This is a genomic window from Streptomyces sp. NBC_00102 (genome assembly GCF_026343115.1).
Taxonomy (GTDB): domain Bacteria; phylum Actinomycetota; class Actinomycetes; order Streptomycetales; family Streptomycetaceae; genus Streptomyces.
On the sequence record NZ_JAPEMC010000001.1, the window covers coordinates 1,064,937 to 1,082,678 of the forward strand.

Annotated in this window: 13 protein-coding genes; 4 read left to right on the top strand and 9 right to left on the bottom strand. The window is 72.1% G+C overall.

The window, feature by feature from the left end; all coding sequences use genetic code 11:
• Positions 1-244: 244 nt before the first annotated feature.
• The 3 genes from OHA55_RS04805 to OHA55_RS04815 form a co-directional block, all read right to left on the bottom strand.
• On the bottom strand, positions 245-1,729 hold the full coding sequence (locus tag OHA55_RS04805; RefSeq protein ID WP_266703097.1) for an alkaline phosphatase PhoX: 1,485 nt from the start codon (positions 1,727-1,729) through the stop codon (positions 245-247).
• A gap of 288 nt (positions 1,730-2,017) precedes the next feature.
• Positions 2,018-3,538 (bottom strand): hypothetical protein, encoded by a 1,521-nt coding sequence (locus OHA55_RS04810; RefSeq protein ID WP_266703099.1) that lies wholly within the window; start codon positions 3,536-3,538, stop codon positions 2,018-2,020.
• A gap of 288 nt (positions 3,539-3,826) precedes the next feature.
• Complete coding sequence (locus OHA55_RS04815; protein ID WP_266703101.1) at positions 3,827-4,534, bottom strand: DUF4232 domain-containing protein; 708 nt, start codon at positions 4,532-4,534, stop codon at positions 3,827-3,829.
• A 243-nt stretch (positions 4,535-4,777) separates the two neighbouring features.
• On the opposite strand from OHA55_RS04815, the gene dapA reads away from it, so the two are divergent.
• Positions 4,778-5,689 carry a 4-hydroxy-tetrahydrodipicolinate synthase gene (dapA, locus tag OHA55_RS04820; protein WP_266703103.1) on the top strand — a complete coding sequence of 304 codons (912 nt, stop codon included), beginning with the start codon at positions 4,778-4,780 and terminating at the stop codon, positions 5,687-5,689.
• Positions 5,690-5,906: 217 nt separating this feature from the next.
• Positions 5,907-7,850 carry a protease pro-enzyme activation domain-containing protein gene (locus OHA55_RS04825; protein ID WP_266703105.1) on the top strand — a complete coding sequence of 648 codons (1,944 nt, stop codon included), beginning with the start codon at positions 5,907-5,909 and terminating at the stop codon, positions 7,848-7,850.
• Between the two features lie 217 nt (positions 7,851-8,067).
• Here OHA55_RS04825 and OHA55_RS04830 read toward each other — a convergent pair whose 3' ends face one another.
• Both OHA55_RS04830 and dapD read right to left on the bottom strand, forming a co-directional pair.
• On the bottom strand, positions 8,068-9,252 hold the full coding sequence (locus OHA55_RS04830) for a zinc-dependent alcohol dehydrogenase (protein ID WP_266703107.1): 1,185 nt from the start codon (positions 9,250-9,252) through the stop codon (positions 8,068-8,070).
• Positions 9,253-9,418: 166 nt separating this feature from the next.
• On the bottom strand, positions 9,419-10,417 hold the full coding sequence (gene dapD, locus OHA55_RS04835) for a 2,3,4,5-tetrahydropyridine-2,6-dicarboxylate N-succinyltransferase (protein ID WP_266703109.1): 999 nt from the start codon (positions 10,415-10,417) through the stop codon (positions 9,419-9,421).
• A gap of 388 nt (positions 10,418-10,805) precedes the next feature.
• Here dapD and OHA55_RS04840 point away from each other — a divergent pair, with 388 nt between their 5' ends.
• Positions 10,806-11,876 carry a hypothetical protein gene (locus OHA55_RS04840; protein WP_266703111.1) on the top strand — a complete coding sequence of 357 codons (1,071 nt, stop codon included), beginning with the start codon at positions 10,806-10,808 and terminating at the stop codon, positions 11,874-11,876.
• 186 nt (positions 11,877-12,062) lie between these two features.
• Positions 12,063-12,596: a molybdopterin-dependent oxidoreductase gene (locus OHA55_RS04845; protein WP_266703113.1), complete on the top strand. Its 534-nt coding sequence runs from the start codon at positions 12,063-12,065 to the stop codon at positions 12,594-12,596.
• 239 nt (positions 12,597-12,835) lie between these two features.
• Here OHA55_RS04845 and OHA55_RS04850 read toward each other — a convergent pair whose 3' ends face one another.
• From OHA55_RS04850 to OHA55_RS04865, 4 genes are all read right to left on the bottom strand, one after another.
• A complete protein-coding gene (locus OHA55_RS04850) occupies positions 12,836-13,426 on the bottom strand; it encodes an SMI1/KNR4 family protein (RefSeq protein WP_266703114.1) in 591 nt (196 codons plus the stop codon).
• 84 nt (positions 13,427-13,510) lie between these two features.
• Complete coding sequence (locus OHA55_RS04855; RefSeq protein ID WP_266703116.1) at positions 13,511-13,876, bottom strand: VOC family protein; 366 nt, start codon at positions 13,874-13,876, stop codon at positions 13,511-13,513.
• 70 nt (positions 13,877-13,946) lie between these two features.
• Entirely contained in the window at positions 13,947-15,980 is a 2,034-nt protein-coding gene (locus OHA55_RS04860; protein WP_266703118.1) for a phosphocholine-specific phospholipase C, read from the bottom strand.
• A gap of 173 nt (positions 15,981-16,153) precedes the next feature.
• Positions 16,154-17,500 carry a hypothetical protein gene (locus tag OHA55_RS04865; protein WP_266710421.1) on the bottom strand — a complete coding sequence of 449 codons (1,347 nt, stop codon included), beginning with the start codon at positions 17,498-17,500 and terminating at the stop codon, positions 16,154-16,156.
• Positions 17,501-17,742: the final 242 nt, after the last annotated feature.

Sequence of the window (17,742 nt, forward strand, 5' to 3'; positions counted from 1 at the left end):
CCGCCACGGCGCGCTTCTCGGCGCCCCGCGGGCCCGCACGCCGGGCCGGAAAGAAACCCGAAGGTGTGGCGGTTCGCCCCACCGGGCGCCGCGCGGAGCCCCGCGGCCGGGAGGCGTACCGGAAGCGGTCGGCGCGGCGGCCGGGAGGGGTGCCCCCGGACGCCCGCAGGCCGGTACGGAACCCTCCGGAAGGGCCCGTACCGGCCTGCGGCGCGAAGCTGAGCACCCAGGTGGTCGGCGTGGCTCAGCGCTTGTTCGGCTGACGCTTCCAGGGGCCCGTGATGGCGAGCATGATCCCGGGGGTCTGGATGTTGGCGAAGAGGGTCTTGCCGTCGGGCGAGAAGGTGACACCGGTGAACTCGCTGAACACGGGCGCCTCGGCCGTGCCCTCGTTCAGGTCGTTGCGCGCGATGGGGTACGTGACCCCGCTGTCGGTCGCCCCGAAGAGGTGCTGGACTCCCTCGCCGTCCTCGGCGATGACCAGGCCGCCGTAGGGCGAGACGGTGATGTTGTCCGGGCCGTCGAACGCGCCGTCCTTCGACGGGTCGGCGTTGACGCCGAGGAGCACCTTGAGGGTGAGGGTGCGGCGCTTGGTGTCGTAGAACCAGACCTGGCCGTCGTGCTGGACGGGGCTCTCGGAGCGGGCGAACGAGGAGACGATGTAGACGCCGCCGTCGCTCCACCACATGCCCTCGAGCTTGCGGGCGCGGGTGACCTCCGTGTCGGTGAACTGCTTGCGGACGGAGACCGTCTTGGCGTCGCGGTCCGGCACGTCGACCCAGTCGACGCCGTACACGGTGCCGATCCTGGTGGCGCGGGACAGGTCGTCGACGAACCCGCCGCTCTTGTCGAAGCACTTGAAGGCCTGGAGGACACCGGCGTCGTCGGCGAGCGTGCGCAGCTTGCCGCGGCCGTGCTTGAAGCCGTGCGGCGGGACCCAGCGGTAGAGCAGCCCGTTGGGGGTGGCCGCGTCCTCGGTGAGGTAGGCGTGGCCCTGGTGCGGGTCGATGACCACGGCCTCGTGGGCGTACCGGCCGAAGGCCTTGACCGGGCGCGGGTCGCGGTTGGCGCGCCGGTCGTAGGGGTCGACCTCGAAGACGTAGCCGTGGTCCTTGAGGAGGCCGTTCTTGCCCGCCTTGTCTTCGGTCTCCTCGCAGGTCAGCCAGGTGCCCCACGGGGTCGCGCCGCCCGCGCAGTTGGTGGACGTACCGGCGATGCCGACCCACTCGGCGGTGTGGCCGCCGGCGCGGGTCTCGACGACGGTGCAGCCACCCGCCGCGACCGGGTCGTAGACGAGGCCCTCGGCGAGCGGGACGGGGCGCGGCCAGGCGTCGCGGACACCGCTCAGCTCGTGGTTGTTGACCAGGAGGGTGACGCCGCGCGGGCCTTCGAAGGCGGCGGTGCCGTCGTGGTTGGAGGGGGTGGTCTCGCCCGACTCCAGTGTGGTGACCCCGCTGTGCGTGACGATCCGGTACGAGAAGCCGGCGGGCAGCGCCAGGATGCCCTTGGGGTCGGCGATCAGCGGGCCGTAGCCGGGGGCCTTGGAGTGACCGTGGTCGTCGTGGTCGTGCCCGTTGTCACGGCCGTCGTGGCCATCGTGCCCGTGGCCGTCGTGCTCCGCGGCAAGGGCACCGGGCGCGGTGGCCAGGGTGCCGACCACCCCGGTGAGGGCGATACCGGCGCCGGCGACGGCGGACTGCTTGGTGAATTCCCTGCGCGTGAACGACATGACGGGCTCCTGTGCGGTGTCCGGGACGTTGGCGCGCCCACAGTCCCGGTCCAGGGCCAACTCCACATGAACTGCGGGCGACTTGTAGGCACATCCTTGCCGTGCAACGGACGCCCGGCACGCGGTGCGCACCCGTCCGTGGCATCCGGCCACGCACCCGCCCCGCAGACCGGCACACGCACCGCCCCGCACACCGGTCCCCCGCATCCCGTCCCACGCGCCCGGTGTGTACGCGGAGATGACGCTGCCGCCCCGCCCGTGGCGGGCGGGGCGGCAGCCGACGGTACGTCAGGAACCGACGCGGGAGCGGGCCTTGAAGGCGGCCTTGCGCGCTTCCTTCGCCGTCTTCTTGTCACCGTGCAGCCGGCCCATGGCGTCCAGCACCTCGGCGGTGGCCGGGTGGTCGACGCGCCAGACCTGGTCGAAGAAGTCGCCGTCCCGGCCGACGAGCCCCTCGACGAGCCCCTGCAGCTCCGCCATCTCGCCGTCGGCGTCCAGCTGGGCGGCGAGCGTGTCCACGGCCAGCCAGAAGACCATGGACTCCGGCGGCGCCGGGACGTCCGTGGCGCCGTGTTCCGCGAGCCAGACCCGGGCGAGGCCGCCCAGTTCGGGATCGCCGAGCACCGCGCGCAGGGCGGGCTCGGCCCCGGGGCCGGTGAGGGCGAGCGCCTGCTGGCAGTGGAGCCGGCGCAGCGGGGCACCCTCGTCGTCGCCCCGGGCGGCGGCGAGCAGGTCGGCGGCGGTGGAGACGGCGTCGCCGTCCCCGCGTCCGGCGATCCACAGCCCGATCTCCGCCTGGGCGGCCGCCTCGGGGTAGTACGCGATGCCGTCCAGGAGGGCGGGGGCGTCCTTGTCCGCGAGGTCGCCGATCGCGGGCGCGTCCACGCCGGCCTCCAGCATCCGGGACCGGATGCCGTAGAGCCCCAGCGGGGTGAGCCTGACCATGCCGTACCGGCTGACGTCGTCCTCGTCGCCGACGGGCGCGGCCGGCGCCTCGCCCTCCTCGAACAGGAGGGTCTCGTCGACGGGGTGGTACTCCACGATCCCGATCGGTTCCAGCACCCGGAACTGGTCGTCCAGCCGCATCATCGCCTCCGACACCTGTTCCAGGATGTCGTCGGTGGGCTCGCCCATGTCGTCCGGGACGATCATGGAAGCGGCGAGGGCGGGCAGCGGTACGGGGTCGTCGCCGGGGCCTCCCTCGGAGAGGGTGAGCACGTAGAGGTTGCCGAGCACGCCTTCGAGGAACTCGGCCTCGGCCTCCGGGTCCCAGTCCAGGGCGCCGAAGTCGACCGAGCCGTCCTCCCCTACGAGGTCGGCGAAGTCGTCGAAGACCGGGGCGGTGGCGTCGGCGAAGGCGGCCTCCAGGCCGTCGAGCCAGACCGAGAGGACGTCCGACGGCGAACCTCCGGTCAGCAGGGCGAGGCTCACGCCCTGGGTGGCCGTGCCCTCGACGGCTTCCGTCGTACCGCCGTCCCCGAAAGGCGCGCCCCCGTCTTCGACCGCGCCGGAGGTGTCCTCGGTGTCTTCGGGGTCGGTGACGTCGACCAGGCCGGTGTCCACGGCCAGACGCCATGCCTCGCTGGCGAGGGCGGCCCCGTCCTCGTCGGCCGGGAGCCCGAGATGCTCGGCGGCCGCGGGGAGCTGCGCCTCCACCAGCTCGCCACCGGCCCCGACGCGGGTGCCGGGCCCGGCCCAGCGGGCGAGGCGGACGGCCCGCACCAGCAGCGGCGCGGCCAGGGCGTCCCTCGCCAGTTCGGCCTCGGCGGGGAGCCGCACCGGCGGCAGGGTGGGACGCTCTGCGGACATCGGGGGTTCTCCTCGGTGCGGGCTCGGGTGCACGGGGTGCGTACACGGTTCAGGCAGCCCAAGCCTAGTGCCGCGTCGGTCGAGGTTTGCCCGTCGAGGAGAGCATCGGGCGGCGACGGCGCGAACCGGGCGTCACGCCGGAGCGAACCTCGGCCGAAGCGGCACCAGGGCCCTTTCCCGTACCGTTTCCCGGCCCTTCCACGTACGGGGGGTCCTCCCGGAACATGTTGACGAGCGGGCCCGGCGGAGCGCTGGGAGCTCCCGTGCGCGGGGCCGTCGCCTCCGGCCTCAGCCCGGCACCTTCTTTCGCCAGGCGGTCATGTTCAGCTCGTCCATGAGCCGGAGGTCGTGGCCCACCAAGGGGTAGTTGAGCGCTCCGGAGTCCGGGGCGGCCGCGAGGTCCAGCGAGTCGCTCTCGATGAGGTCGCCGCCCTCCTTGGTCGAGACCCAGGCGAGGACGGACTTCATGGTCCCGCCGGGTCTCAGCGACACCGACTCGGGGCCGAGGTCGGCGCCGAACATCGAGCGGCCCGGGTTGACCGGGACCGGCAGCCGGTCGCCGTTCTCGTCCAGGACCCGGACCGAGGGGTAGCCGTCGACCTGGTAGGGCTCGGTACCGCAGTTGACGAGGGTCAGCACGACGGCCCGGGCGAACATGGCCGTCTCGACCGGCCCCATGTCCACCCGGACGCCGGAAGCGGGGCAGTCGCCGGCCGGCGCCGCCGTCGGGGCGGGCGCGGACTGCGCCGCCACCGTCGGGGTGGGCGCGGACTGCGCGACGTCGCCGTGGACGGGCACGGAGGGGTCGAGGGTGTCCGCCGCGACGGGCCCGCCCGAGGACACCGGCGCGCGGGTGGCGGGCGGCGCCGTCGCGGGCTCCCCCTCCCCCGCCGGCACGAAGGCCCCCGCGCAGCCGGTCAGGACCAGCGCCCCCACCCCGAGCAGTGCCGCGGCCCCGCTCCCCCGCCGTATCCGTTCACCCGCACGTGTGCGCATCCGCTCCCCTTGACGCCCTGCCGCGACGTGACACTCCGGCGCTCCGGCCACTCCGGCCACTCCGGCCACTCCGGCCACTCCGACGCGATCCTTCCGGATCAGGTGAGACGCCGGTGCGCCCCGGACGGTTCGGCCGGTGGACGACACCTCGCACCCGGCTTCCGCCATCGTTCAGCTCCGCTACATCCTCGGGGCAAGCAGAACTTGCTGGACCGGGTGGGCGGACCTGCCGAGACTGCCTCCATGACGACGGACACGACGTTGGACTCGACGACGGACCTCGCTCGCCCCCGCCCCTTCGGCCGCGCGCTCTGCGCGATGGTCACCCCGTTCAACGCTTCCGGCGCCCTCGATCCGGACGCCGCCGGCGCGCACGCCGTCACTCTGGTGCGCGAGGGCTGCGACGGCCTCGTCCTCAGCGGCACCACCGGGGAGTCGCCGACCACCTCGGACGCCGAGAAGGCGGCGCTGGTACGGGCCGTACGGGAAGCGGTGGGGGACGGGGTGCCCGTCCTGGCGGGCGTGGGCAGCGCCGACACCCGGCACACCGTGGAGCTGGCACGCGAGGCCGAGAAGGCGGGGGCGGACGGGCTGCTGGTGGTGACTCCGTACTACAGCCGCCCCCCGCAGGAGGCCGTGGAGGCGCACTTCCTGCGCGTCGCGGAGGCGACCGGGCTGCCGCTGATGCTGTACGACATCCCCGGGCGTACCGGCACCCGGATCGAGCCGGAGACCCTGCTGAGGCTCGCGGAGCACCCCCGCGTCGTGGCCGTGAAGGACTGCGCGTACGACATGCTCGGCACGACCAGGGTGCTCTCCCGCACGGGGCTCGCGTACTACTCCGGCTGCGAGGAGCTCAACCTGCCCCTGTACGCGGTCGGCGGGGCCGGGTACGTGAGCACGGTGGCCAACGTCGCGCCCCGCCACGTGCGCGCGCCGCTCGACGCCTTCGACGCCGGCCGCACCGGGGAGGCCGCCCGGCTCAACGCCCGCAACGCCCGGCTGACCGGGCTGATGATGGCGTCCGGGCTGCCCGGAACGGTCACGGCCAAGGCACTGCTGGACCTCGGCCCGGTCCGTGAACCGCTTTGCCCCGCGGGCCGCGAGGCGGCCGAGGAGCTGCGAAGGGCACATGAGGAGCTTCTCGCCGGGTGACCCGGCGAGCCGGCGAGCACATGCGGGACGCACGCCCGCGCGCGCCCGCACATTCCACTCTTCCCTGCACGAACTCCCCGCCCCCGCACTCCTCTTGACAGTTTCTTGGCGAATGCATGCCCCTTACATGAAGGGTTCCTCGCAAGAGTGACGGACTACATGTGCACAGCATCCAGCACATGCTCCGCACGCGAACACCCATATCGCAGGGGGTTACATGAGAATCAGCCGCGCCAGAAGCCGCGCCGGACTGAGCATGGCAGCAACTCTGCCGCTGCTCGCCGGCGCACTCGCCCTGGGCATACCGTCCGCCAGCGCGGACTCCGCCCCGGGTGGGCGCGACGCGCTCCAGGGCACCAAGCCGGCCTGGGCGACCGCCCAGGCGGACCAGGGTGCCACGGCCGACAGCGGCAAGGTGAGCGTCCGGGTCCACCTCGCCGGGCGGGACGCGGCCGGGCTGGCCGCCTACGCCGCAGCCGTGTCCGACCCGCAGTCCTCCTCGTACGGGAAGTACCTGAGCGCCGAGCAGGCGCAGGCCCGGTTCGGAGCGACCCAGCAGCAGATCGACGAGGTCAGCCACTGGCTGACGTCGAACGGCTTGACCGTCACCGGCGCGAACCAGCACTACGTCTCCGCCACCGGTGACGTCGCCGCGGCCGAGAAGACGTTCAGCACGCAGCTGCACAACTACCGCAAGGGCAGCCGGACCTACCGTGCCCCGTCCGCGACGGCCTCCGTGCCCGCCGGGCTGGGCAGGGCGGTGCTGGCGGTGTCCGGTCTGGACAACGCGCCGCACAAGTCGAGCCAGGACGAGGTGCTGCCGCCGCCGGACGCGGTCTTCCGCAACGCGGGCCCCTTCTCCACGTACTACGGCTCGAACACCGCCTCGTCGCTGCCGAGCGCGTACGGGTCGAAGGTGCCGTACGCGGTCAAGGGCTACACCGGCAAGCAGCTGCGCTCCGCGTACGGTGCGGGCAGCTTCTCCGGCAAGGGCGTGACCGTCGCCATCACCGACGCGTACGCCTCGCCGACCATCGCGAAGGACGCCGCCGAGTACGCCAAGCGCAACGGCGACGCCCCGTACGCGAAGGGCCAGCTCCGCCAGGTGCTGCCGGCCGACTACACGGCGACCGAGGAGTGCGGGGCGTCCGGCTGGTACGGCGAGGAGACCCTCGACGTCGAGGCCGTGCACGCCGTCGCGCCCGCCGCGGACATCGTGTACGTGGGTGGCGCCTCCTGCTACGACGCCGACCTGCTGGACTCGCTCAACAAGGTCGTCGACCACCGGCTCGCCGACATCGTCTCCAACTCCTGGGGCGACGTCGAGGCCAACGAGACCCCGGACGTCGCGGCCGCGTACGACCAGGTGTTCAAGCTGGGTGCGGTCGAGGGCATCGGCTTCTACTTCTCCTCCGGCGACGCGGGCGACAACGTCGCGTCCACCGGCACCAAGCAGGTCGACGTCCCGTCCAACTCCGCGTGGGTGACGTCGGTCGGCGGCACCTCGCTGGCCGTCGGCAAGGGTGACGCGTACCAGTGGGAGACCGGCTGGGGCACGCTGAAGGCCGGCCTGGCCGACGACGGGAAGAGCTGGACCGACTTCCCCGGCGCCTACACCTCCGGCGCCGGCGGCGGCACCAGCTCGACGGTGAAGCAGCCGTCCTACCAGCGCGGTGTCGTGCCCGACGCGCTCGCGCAGGCGAACGGCAAGACCCGGATGCGTACCGAACCGGACATCGCGGCGGTCGCCGACCCGAACACCGGCTTCCTGGTCGGCCAGACCCAGACGCTGCCCGACGGCTCGCTCGGCTACGACGAGTACCGCATCGGCGGCACGTCCCTGGCGGCCCCGGTCATCGCCGGTGTCCAGGCCCTCGCGCAGCAGGCCCAGCACGGCCGGCCGATCGGCTTCGCCAACCCGGGGATCTACGCCCGGTACTCCTCGAAGGCGTACCACGACGTCACCGACCACCCGCTGGGCGCGGGCCGCGACCTCGCGGTGGCCCGGGTCGACTTCGCCAACAGCGCCGACGCGTCGGACGGTCTGCTGACGTCGCTGCGGAGCCTCGGCAAGGACGCCTCCCTCAAGGCGGTCAAGGGGTACGACGACGTGACGGGCGTCGGCACGCCGGCCGCCGGATACGTCAACTCCTACCGCTGACGCCGGAGCACAGGACCGGCACCTGCGACTGCCCCGGGGCCCCGGCCCCGGGGCAGTCCCGTGCCCGCAGCGGCCGGGCCGCTTCTCCTCCGATCGGCGGGCAGGGACCGACGTCGCCCAGCCGCCCCGGCTTGGCCGGGCGGACGACGCCACCATCCTCATGATCGAGTGGCGGCAGCACCAGCGTTCGTGAGGGGCGGCCGCACGCCGGACCCGGTCAGGGGTTCAGCAGCGTTTTGATCATGCCGTCCGCCTTCTGCTGGAAGGCGCTGTACGCCTGAGGCCCCTGTTCCAGCGGCAGGTGGTGCGTCGCGAAGGTGTCGACGCCCAGTGGGTCCGCCTCGGTGAGCAGCGGCAGGATGTCGTCGACCCACCGCCACACGTTCGCCTGGCCCATCCGGAGCTGGATCTGCTTGTCGAACATCTTCAGCAGCGGCAGCGGGTCGACGGCGCCTCCGTAGACGCCGGAGAGCGAGACCGTGCCGCCCCGCCGCACCACGTCGACGGCGGCGTACACCGCCGACAGCCGGTCGATGCCCGCCGTCTCCATCAGGCGTTCGGCCACGGCGTCCGGGAGCAGCCCGACCGCCCAGTGGGCCGCCTTGGCCGTCGGGGCGCCGTGCGCCTCCATGCCGACGGCGTCGATGACGGAGTCCGTACCGCGCCCCTGGGTGAGCTCGCGGATCGCGTCGCCGGGGCCGTTGGCGTACCGGCGCAGGTCCAGGCAGGTGGCGCCGTACGTACTCGCCCGGGCGAGGCGTTCGGGCACCAGGTCCACGCCGACGACGAGCCCGGCGCCCCGGTGGCGCGCGATGCGGGCCGCCATGGCGCCGATCGGGCCGAGGCCCAGGACGGTGACCGTGCCGCCGGGCGGAATCGCCGCGTACTCGACCGCCTGCCAGGCGGTGGGCAGTACGTCGGAGAGGTAGACGAACCGGTCGTCCGGTGGCCCGGCCGGCACTTTGACGGGCAGGCTGTTCCCGAACGGAACGCGGAGGAACTGGGCTTGGCCGCCGGGGACTTGGCCGTACAGCTTGGTGTATCCGAAGAGTGCCGCTCCCATGCCCCGGGAGCGCACCTGGGTGGTCTCGCACTGGGAGTGCAGGCCCTGCCGGCACATGAAGCATTGGCCGCAGCAGATGTTGAACGGGATGACCACCCGGTCGCCCTTCGCCACCGAGGTGACCTCGGGGCCGGTCTCCTCCACGATCCCCATCGGTTCGTGGCCGAGGATGTCGCCCGGGTCGAGATAGGGGCCGAGGACCTCGTAGAGGTGGAGGTCGGAGCCGCATATGCCCGTCGAGGTGACGCGCACGATCACGTCGTCCGGCTTCTCGATCGGAGGATCGGGAACCGTCTCCACCCTGACGTCCCGCTTTCCGTGGTAGGTGAGCGCCCGCACGGTGGTTCCCCTTTCGAGCGGTCGGACAGGTGACCCCTTCCACTCTCCGCGCTCCGCGCTCCCCTGTCGCGTCGGCCCGGTGGCCCGCGCACCCCTGGACGCGGAACGGCCCCCGGAGAAGACGGGGGCCGTTCCGTGCGCCCGGTCGGGCACGTGCGCGACGTGTTCAGTTGTGCGCGTGCAGGATGTCGTTCAGTCCGTCCCAGACCGCGTTGTTCGGGCGGGCCTCGACGGCGCCCGTGACGGAGTTGCGGCGGAAGAGGATATTCGAGGCGCCCGAGAGGTCGCGGGCCTTGACGACCTGGCCGTCGGGCATCGTGACGCGGGTACCGGCGGTGACGTACAGACCCGCTTCGACGACGCACTCGTCGCCGAGCGCGATGCCGATGCCCGCCTCCGCACCGATGAGGCAGCGCTCACCGATCACGATGCGCTCCTTGCCGCCGCCGGAGAGGGTGCCCATGGTGGAGGCGCCGCCGCCGATGTCCGAGCCGTCGCCGATGACGACGCCCGCGGAGATGCGGCCCTCGACCATCGACGTGCCGAGCGTGCCGGCGTTGAAGTTGACGAAGCCCTCGTGCATGACGGTCGTACCGGAGGCCAGGTGCGCGCCGAGGCGGACCCGGTCGGCGTCGGCGATGCGGACACCCTTGGGCGCGACGTAGTCCGTCATCCTCGGGAACTTGTCGACCGAGGTGACCTGGAGGTGCAGGCCCTCCGCGCGGGCGTTCAGCCGCACCTTGTCCAGGTCGTCCACGGCGACCGGACCGAGCGAGGTCCAGGCGACGTTGGCGAGGAGACCGAAAACGCCGTCCAGGTTCTGGCCGTGCGGCTGGACGAGCCGGTGCGAGAGGAGGTGCAGGCGCAGGTAGGCGTCGTGCGCGTCCAGCGGCTTGTCGTCCAGCGAGGAGATGACCGTGCGGACGGCGACGACCTCGACTCCGCGACGGGCGTCCACGCCGACGGCCTTCGCGGCGCCTTCGCCGAGGAGGTTCACGGCCTCGTCGGCGGTGAGCCGCTGAGTGCCGGCCGGGCCGGGCTCGGCGGCCAGCTCGGGGGCGGGGTACCACGTGTCGAGGACGGTGCCGTTCCCGGCGATGGTGGCGAGGCCGGCGGCGACGGCGCCGGTGGTGCGGGACGAGCCCTGGGAAGTCGTGTCGGTCATGACCGAAACCTAACCGTCCGGGTCCCGCCCGGGCCAACCGGTCTCAGGGACCGGCCGGTCGCGCCCCGGCCCCGCCCCCCGCTTCACGCCCCACTCGTACACCCCGCTTTTACGCACCCCGCTTTTACGCACCGCGCGCAGACCGGCAGCAGGTGCGGGGACTACGGTGTGCCGCATCGGCCTCACCGGCCGATCGGTCCGACAACTTCATGGAGAGACAGTGACGCAGGACGCGGGGTGGGGCGGCGGGGCGCCGGGGGGCGCGCCGTACGGCGGGGGAGCTCACCAGGGCTGGGGCGGCCGGCGGATGCCACCGCCACCGGAGCCCGGGGTGATACCGCTGGCGCCTCTACGCATATCGGACATCTTCAATGGCACCTTCTCCGCGATGGGCCGCTACTGGAAGCCGCTGTTCGGCTTCGCCGCCACGGTCTACGCGGCGGCGGCCGCCACGCTGGTGGCCGCCCTCCTCGTCGCCTTCTCGGCCGTCCACGACAACCTGGACCGCATCAGGAGCCACTCCTCGGACGCGGACGTGGACTGGGACGACATCTCCTCGGTTCTGGTGGCGCTCGGACTCGCGGCGCTGATCGGGATGGTGGTGGCCGTCGTGGCCTACGCCCTGGTGCAGGCGGCGGTTCCCACGGTGCTCCAAGGAGCCGTGCTGGGGCGCCCGGTGACCTTCCGCTCGGTCCGGCGGACGGCCTGGTCCAGGCTTCCCGCCATGCTGGGCACCATCCTCCTGAACGGGCTGATCGCGGTGATTCCCGTCGCCCTGATCCTGCTCGCCGAAGGGGCCACGGTCGCACTCGCGCTCACGGGCGAGGACCCGGGCAGCGCCGCCGCGTGGCTGGGGGTCTCCGTCCTGTTGCTGCTCCCGACCGGACCGCTGGCGGTCTGGCTCTGGGTGAAGTTCTCGCTGGCCCCGACGGCGGTGGTGCTGGAAGGACAGGGACCGATCGCCGCCATGCGCCGCTCGTCCACTCTCGTCCGCGGCAGCTGGTGGCGGATCTTCGGCATGTCGCTGCTGGGCTTCGCGATGGCCGGTGCGGCCTCGTACGTCGTCCAGATACCGTTCTCGTTCGCCGGGGTGTTCTCCTCGGCGATGACCACCGGGGACCTCGGCGACGACCCGAGCGTCTCCGCCGTCCTGGTCGCCCTGGGTGGCGCCGCCGCGATCATGATGGCCGGTCAGCTGGTCGGCCAGATCTTCGTGGGCACCTTCCCGCCGCTGCTGCTGGGGATGCTCTACGTGGACCGCCGCATCCGTACGGAGAATCTGGCCCAGGACCTCGCCGCCGCGGCAGGCCTGCCCATGCCCCCCGCCTACGCTCCCCCGCCGTACGGATACCAGCCGCCTCCCCCGCCGTACGGCTACCAGGCGCCGCCTCCCCCGTACGGCTACCCCGGCCCGCAACCCGGTCCCGGTCCCGATCAGGACGGTGACTCCGCGCCCTGACCCCCCGCCCGGCGGCTCCCGGGGCCCGGCTGCACCGGGACCGTACAGCCTCAGGCAGGAAACCGCAGATGCCAGGCAACACGGCCGGATCGCACCGCATCAGCCGGGCAAGATCCCCGATGGGGCAGGCATCCGCGTTTGCGTGGCACCACCTTCCGGGTACCGTCATCCGGGAGGTGGTAGCCCGTGAGTCAGCCCCTGACCGAACAGCCCACCCGTCCTGCGGAGTTCGCGCTGACCGGCGACCTCGGCGTGCCGGCCCGGCTGACCGTGCGGGACCTTCTCGCCTGGCCGCAGCACCGCACACGGGTCAGCTTCGAGTGCGCGACCAGCGGCGTGCGGCACCACGGCTTCGAGGGCCCGCTGCTCCACGACGTACTGCGCGACGCCCGCCCCGGTTTCGACCCGGTGCGCCGGAAGGACCGGCTGCGCTTCCTGATCGCCGTGACGGGCGCGGACGGCCACCGCACGCTGCTGACCTGGGCCGAGATCGACCCGGACTTCGCCGGCGCGCCGGTGCTGCCGGCAGTGGGCATCGACGGCGCTCCCCTGCACCGCACCGGCCCGCAACTGGTCCTGCCGCAGGACCGCTGCGGCGGGCGCCACGTCAGCGGCATCCGCTCGATCCGCGTGGACGGCCACTACACCGCCCGCGAAGGCGTTGGACAATCGATCGCTTGCGGTCTGTCGCTGCCGGGTAATAACGATCTTCGCGCGTGAGGCTCAGCGAAGATCATCCGCATCCGCGTCCGTCCCTGTGAGCATTTCCGCGAGCGTTGTCGACGGACGCCTCGCACGTCGGGGGCCCAAACCTACCCCGCAGCCTTCGCCTGTCCTGCGTCTCTGCGCCGGAGTTCAGCATCAAGCGACGGCCGCCGCGCTGTCGCGCAGATCCGATTTTGCGATCAAGTTCAAGGGAGCGTTCGAGCGGTCGAGTCCGCGACCTGGGTGTGGAAGCGCTACTCGGCCCGCCACCAGCCCTGTCCGACATGCCAGTCCCTCACCCAGTGCAGGAAATCGCCCCCCGGCTGATCGGACGGGCGGTCGACATAGGGTGCGGCGCATCCGTCTCTGAGCCACCACACCCGGCCGCGTTGCGGCCCGGTCACCGCTAGCGTCCAGTACTCACCGGGTCTGTCGCTGCCCAGCAGCACGGAGCCGTGCTGGTAGGTCTGGTGCAACAGAGACGAGTGGCGGGTGTGGTCGTAGTAGTCGTACTCCCACTGCCACTCCTCCTCAAGAGGGAAGGGCTGGCCGGGCACGCGCAGGGCAGCGCCATCGAACGGCTCCGGGCTCATCCAGCAGTCCGCTTCCCAGACGGCCCAGCTGTCCGGTTTCTCTCCCAGTGGCAGCAGGCCACCTTCGTCAGGCGGACCATCGTCGGTACCGTTCGCGATCTCAGTCACGAAAGTGCGATACGGCTCCGGCAACACCACCCCGTGCCTGCGCTCCCACACCCCAAGCTCTTCCCTGTCCAAAGGACAGTGACGGACCTCTGCCGGAAAGGCTTCACGCAGGACGGCTATCGCACCCGAAATCGCATCCTCCACGCCCTACAGGTATCACCGGGCACTGACACTCTGGCCTCGGACCACTGCACGCAGCGGGGTAAAAGACAAGCTGAGGCGAACCCCTCAGTCTTGGAGTGTCTTCTTCGGCCGCAGCACGCAGAACTCGTTGCCCTCCGGATCAGCCAGCACCACCCAACTGACGTCACCGCCCTGCCCGACGTCCGCCCTCGTGGCGCCGAGCGCGAGAATCCGCTCGACCTCTGCCGCCTGGTCGTCGGGGCTGAGGTCGATGTGCAGACGGTTCTTGGCCGTCTTGCGTTCGGGCACGGAGACGAAGCAAAGCCCCGGGAGCGCTTCCGCGTTCGCCCCGATCGTCACCTCGTCCGCGTCCTCGTAGACGACCTTCCAGTCCAGCACCTGGCACCAGAAACGGGCGAGCGACGACATGTCGTGGGCGTCCACGACCAGCGTGTACCAAGAAGAGGCCATGGCCGCCACTCTGTCAGACCGCGCCGGCCGCCACCGGGCGACGGCGCCGCTCCGGCGGGGCCGGGCGGCGTCAGCCGCTGACCCCCGGCCCGCCGGTCTCCAGACGTCCGGTGAACCTGCGCGACCAGGTGGTGTCGGAGTCGACCGTGACGGTGAAGTCGTACCAGCCGTTCGTGAGCGCGACCACGTTGAAGAAGTCCTCCGTGGTGGAACCGGCGGCGACGGTGTAGGTCCACGGACCATCGCCGCGGTAGTGGGTGGACGTGATGGTGAACTTCACCGCCGCGGAGCCGGAGTTGACCATCGCGAACCAGAGGGCGAGCTTGCCCGTGCCGGCCTCCGTGGCGTACCGGGTGCGGACCTCCGCCGTCTTGCCCGCCTTGGTTGCGTCGCCCCGGAAGCGGCGCAGGAAGCGGTTGGGGCCGGTCATGGTGAGGTCGTACGCGCCGCCGCCGTATCCGGAGCCGATGTTGAAGAAGTCCGAGGCGGTGCCGCCGGCATCCACCGTGTACTGCCACGGGGTGGTGTCGCGGTAGGCGTTGGGGTGGATGGAGAAGTGGGCCGCCCGGGTCGCCGGCGCCCCCTGGTTGGCCATCGTGAACCAGGCGAGGATCTTCCCGGAAGCACCGAACTCCAGCCGGTCCAGGTACCCGTTGGGCTGATACGGCAGGGCCCGGGACGGACGGGTGCCGGGCTCCTGCACGGGCAGGGCGTTGTTCGTCGGTACGGGGTTGGGCAGCGGCCCGCACGTCGAGAGCCCGATCACGGCGGTCGCGGGCAGCGCCACCGTGCCCTTGACCGGGTGGGCGAAGTCGAAGACGCCTGTCAGGTCCCCGCTCACCTTGCGCCGCCATTCGCTGATGTTGGGGCAGGTGGCGGGCGTGCCGAGGGCGGTCGTCCAGGTCTCCAGGAAGCGCAGCACCGAGGTGTGCTCGAAGACCTCCGAGGAGACCCAGCCGCCGCGGGTCCAGGGAGAGACGACGGTCATCGGGACGCGGAAGCCGAAGCCGTACGGCACACCGTTCAGGAACTCGCCGGGGGTCCCGGCGGGCGGGGCGGGAGGCGGCACGTGGTCGAAGAAGCCGTCGTTCTCGTCGTAGTTAAGGAACAGGACGGTGGAATCGAAGACGTCCGGGTCCGCCGCGAGGGCCCGGTAGACGAGGTCGACGAAGTGGGCACCGTCGCCGGGCGGGGCGTAGGGGTGTTCGGAGAACGCTTGGTTCGGGACCACCCAGGAGACCTGCGGCAAGGTCCCGGCGAGGACGTCCGCCTTGATGGCCGCGGCGATGTCGTCCGGGGTGGACCCGGTCACCTTCGGGACGGAGGACATGCCCCGGTCGTACAGCGGGTCGCCGGCCTTGGCGCCCGCGAAGGCCTTGAAGTAGGCGCAGCCGTTGTCCCCGTAGTTGTCCTGGGCGTTCTGGTAGACCTTCCAGCTCACTCCGGCCGCCTGGAGCGCCTGCGCGTAGTTCTGCCACGTCAGACCGGACTCGTCGCCGCCGTCGTAGCTGGCCGCGTCGACCTTGCCGCTCCACAGGTAGGTGCGGTTCGGGCCGGTGGCGCTGAGGGTGGAGCAGAAGTAGGCGTCGCAGACCGTGTAGGCGTCGGCGAGCGCGTAGTGGAAGGGGAGGTCCGAGCGGTCGAGGTAGCCGAGCGAGCGGACACTGCCGACGCCCGACACCCAGTTGTCCAGGCGGCCCTTGTTCCACGCGGAGTGCTGGGAGGACCAGGAGTGCGGCAGGTCGCCGTTGCACTGGGCGAGGGTCTCGCCGTCCTGGCCGCCCGCGGCCGGCGTCGCGCTCAGCTTCCAGGGGAACTGGCGGCCCGTGCCGTTGGGCTGGTCGAAGACCGAGCGGTCGCCCGCCAGGGTGACGGTGCCGCGGTCGTCGAAGCCCCGTACGCCCTTCAGCCGTCCGAAGTAGTGGTCGAAGCTGCGGTTCTCCTGCATCAGGATCACCACGTGGCGCACGTCCGTGATGGTGCCCGTCGCGGTGGTGCCGGCCGCGCCCTCGGCCTCGGCGGGACGCGATCCCGCGCCCAGCGTCAGGCCGGCCGCCACGGAGGCACCGAGCCCCACGAAGCCCCTACGGCTGATCGGTGTCATTCGCCCGCCCTCGTCCTCGCGGGTGCCCCTGCGGCACGCCGGGCGTAAGGATGCCCGCCCGGCAAGGAGCCAACCGGGCGGGCGGATGATCCCTGGATGAACGGCCCCCGACCCGCCAGGGGCCGTTCGTCCGGGGACCGCTCGTCCAGGGGCCGCTCGTCCCCCGGGTCCGGTCAGCCGCCGACGGTGAACCAGGTCGCCCGGGACTTCTTGAACTCGGCGTGGTCCAGGTCCTTCGCCTCCGTGCCGTCCCCGTAGAGGTCGGCCGCCCCCGCGTCGGTGATCAGCTGCGCGCGGGTGCCCGCGACCGTCAGGTCCGGCACGGAGACGACGGCCTCCCAGCCGCCCGGGTCGGTGGTGGGCAGGTCGGTGCGCTTGACGGGGGCGTGGCCGGCGACGCCGTCCCAGCTGTAGAGGGCGTACGGGTCGGAGTTGTCGTCCGCCTCCCAGGAACCGGCCACGATGAGGTACTGGTTGGACGCGTTCTTGCGGATGTCGCGGATCGCGAGGCCGCCGAGGTCCAGCTCGATCGGCGTGCCGAAGACCGCCTTGGCGCCGCTGCCGACGACCTTGTCGAAGTTGGTCACCGGCACGATCAGGCCCTTGCCGCCCGACTTCGGCGGGACGAGGGGCGCGCGGAAGCCGATGTACGCGGTGGTGGTGGAGCCGGGGGCGAACTCCAGGCCCTCCACGTTGAACCCGTCGATCTGCTTGGGTACTTGGCCGTCCTCGGTGCCGGCCGCGAAGCCGTACCGGTCGCCGTTCGACTCGTCCCAGGCGACGAGGTCGTCGCGGAGCTTCTTGTACGAGGTGCCGACGGTGAGCGCGGTGGAGGCGCCCGAGCCGGAGACGGTCGTGGTGAAGACGGTGTTGCGGTCGGCCTTGTACTCGCCGTCCTTGTTGTTGCCGAGCGAGCCGGTCCAGTAGATGGTGTTGCCGACCCGGGCCGCGCCCTCGATGTCGATCTCCTTCGAGACCCCGAGCTTGGACGCGACGTCCCAGGTCTTCACGGGTGCGCCGGACACCGCGAGGTTGTAGAGGCGCAGGACGTTCGTCTCGTCGTCCGCGACGACGGCGTAGCCGTCGCCGACGTCGACGGCGGCCGAGGCGTCCGAGGAACCGGTGAGGTAGCGGGTGTCGGCGGCGTTCTGCACGGCGGCCGAGGCGGCGAAGTACAGCTTCTTCGTGGCCGTCTTGCCGCCGAGGCCGGTGACCTTGATGGTGAGGTCGGTGTAGCCGCGGGCGTGGGCGGCGACGGAGATCCGGCGGGTCGCGCCGGTGCCGGTCACGGTCACGTCGGAGGTCGCGGCGACCGAGGTCTTGGAGCTGGCGGAGGCGGCGACGGTGAGGGCCGACGCGTCCGCTCCGCTCTGCGCGACGGTCACGGTGACCGTGTTGTCGGCGTCACCGGTCGCGCCGACCGCGCCGGAGAGGTACGTCGCCGAGAAGGCGAGCGTCGGCGTCCCGTAGGACACGGCGTGCGCGGGGGCGGTGATCCCGAGGGCGCCCAGCGCGAGCATTCCGGCAGCCGCGGCTGCGGCCTTGCGCTGGTGGGGGGTCCGGCGGTGCTGGAGTGAAGTCCGGTGCGTCACTGCGTACCTCTCGTCGGCGTGGTCGTCCACGACGATCAGGGTGCGGTCCCGGCGCCAACGAGGGGCAGACATCTGCGGTACGGCGGACGAACAGAACGGGGACGACGGCAACGGGCACCGACGGACGGGTACGAGGACGGCCCCCGGCTCCACTCGTGGTGGAACCGGGG

Bases quoted from the DNA above. Each gene is read 5' to 3' on its own strand.
- OHA55_RS04805 (WP_266703097.1), bottom strand. From the start codon at position 1,729: ATGTCGTTCACGCGCAGGGAATTCACCAAGCAGTCCGCCGTCGCCGGC.
- OHA55_RS04810 (WP_266703099.1), bottom strand. From the start codon at position 3,538: ATGTCCGCAGAGCGTCCCACCCTGCCGCCGGTGCGGCTCCCCGCCGAG.
- OHA55_RS04815 (WP_266703101.1), bottom strand. From the start codon at position 4,534: ATGCGCACACGTGCGGGTGAACGGATACGGCGGGGGAGCGGGGCCGCG.
- dapA (WP_266703103.1), top strand. From the start codon at position 4,778: ATGACGACGGACACGACGTTGGACTCGACGACGGACCTCGCTCGCCCC.
- OHA55_RS04825 (WP_266703105.1), top strand. From the start codon at position 5,907: ATGAGAATCAGCCGCGCCAGAAGCCGCGCCGGACTGAGCATGGCAGCA.
- dapD (WP_266703109.1), bottom strand. From the start codon at position 10,417: ATGACCGACACGACTTCCCAGGGCTCGTCCCGCACCACCGGCGCCGTC.
- OHA55_RS04840 (WP_266703111.1), top strand. From the start codon at position 10,806: ATGGGCCGCTACTGGAAGCCGCTGTTCGGCTTCGCCGCCACGGTCTAC.
- OHA55_RS04855 (WP_266703116.1), bottom strand. From the start codon at position 13,876: ATGGCCTCTTCTTGGTACACGCTGGTCGTGGACGCCCACGACATGTCG.
- OHA55_RS04860 (WP_266703118.1), bottom strand. From the start codon at position 15,980: ATGACACCGATCAGCCGTAGGGGCTTCGTGGGGCTCGGTGCCTCCGTG.
- OHA55_RS04865 (WP_266710421.1), bottom strand. From the start codon at position 17,500: ATGCTCGCGCTGGGCGCCCTCGGGATCACCGCCCCCGCGCACGCCGTG.